Raw genomic sequence first — 1,411 nt, 5'->3', positions numbered from 1 at the left:
TGAACCGCCCCGGATTTTGTGGAGGCTCCAACTCTTGAGAGAATGGAGCCATGAACAAGAAGGTAACCAAGTTTTCCCCGGAAGTCCGGGAGCGCGCAGTGCGCCTGGTGCGCGAGCAGCGTAGCGAACATCCGTCGATGTGGGCGGCGGTCGAATCGATTGCGCCCATGATCGGCTGCACATCGCAGACACTGCACGAGTGGATCAAGCGCGACCAGGTCGACCACGGTGAGCGCGATGGCGTGACCACAGACGAGCGCGAGCGCCTCAAGGCCTTGGAGCGCGAAGTCAAGGAGTTGCGTCGTGCCAACGAGATTCTCAAGGTCGCGAGCGCGTTTTTCGCCCAGGCGGAGCTCGACCGCCGTTTCAAGTCCTGAAGGCCTTCATCGATCAGCATCGCGACACCTTCGGGGTCGAGCCGATCTGCAAGGTCTTGCGGATTGCCCCGTCGGGTTACCGACGCCATGCCGCGCAGCTTCGTGATCCGTCGCGGCGCTCTGTTCGCGCAATCCGCGATGAACGTCTGCGGCCGGAGATCAAGCGTGTGTGGCAGGCCAACATGCAGGTCTACGGCGCGGATAAAGTCTGGAAGCAGATGAACCGGGAGCGTATCGCGGTGGCGCGCTGCACGGTCGAACGGTTGATGAAGCAACTGGGTTTGCGCGGCGTGATGCGAGGCAAGCGTGTTCGCACGACTGTTCCTGATGCCATAGCCCCGCGCCCGCTGGATCGGGTCAATCGCCAGTTCAAGGCGGCACGGCCGAACCAGCTCTGGGTTTCGGATTTCACCTACGGTACGCCCAGCCAGCGTAGCTCGCCTGTATGGGGGTGAAGCTGCTTGAGCATGTTTGGAATGCAGGACTCCGGAGTAGTTGATGTTGCGGTACCGGGGCATGCCCTTCCTCTGCTGCGAGAGGAAGTGAGCCGAAGCGGCGGTGACTTGCTGACACTGGCAAGGTGACGTAGTCCGTGGGAAACGGGGCTTGCGGCGAAGCGGTTACGCCAAGATGAGCCTCCAGGCTGAGCATGGGACGGTTGAGGAACACGAACCTGTTAAACCGCATCTGAGGGTTGAAATGTCACCCCTGCCCACACCGCTTTATGGGCAGGACGCGGACTGACGCCGGTCACACGTATGGACCGGCGGCACGAGCGCCGACTGGATATGTATGCTGTTCGGCATGGAACCACGGGGAGCGCGCAGCTAGATCGTGGTGTTCGCGACGACTTGCGGCAAGCAAGGATAAAGACTGCGACAGGCAGCCTCGCCCATGCGTTGAGTCCAGCATGTGAACTGGGGAAGGTCTGCACGGATGCCAAGGGAGTGTGCCCCCGATGACGTGCAGGCTGGCGGAGCCTCCGTAGTAGTCCGAAGTCGGGAAAGCCGGCTACATGGCGAAGGGAGGCAGTT

General features: G+C 61.7%; 1 pseudogene and 1 other annotated feature. The pseudogene reads left to right on the top strand.

Annotated elements, in window-relative coordinates:
* Window positions 1-50: 50 nt before the first annotated feature.
* Window positions 51-793: pseudogene (locus F6X39_RS36035) on the top strand (IS3 family transposase); the annotation flags it as partial.
* Window positions 332-448: a sequence feature (AL1L pseudoknot), on the top strand. It overlaps the preceding pseudogene by 117 nt.
* Window positions 794-1,411: the final 618 nt, after the last annotated feature.

This window comes from Paraburkholderia sp. UCT2, assembly GCF_014397665.1.
Taxonomy (GTDB): Bacteria; Pseudomonadota; Gammaproteobacteria; order Burkholderiales; family Burkholderiaceae; genus Paraburkholderia; species Paraburkholderia tuberum.
The sequence above is the reverse complement of the archived record's forward strand: the minus strand, read 5'-3'. Positions and strand labels throughout refer to the sequence as shown.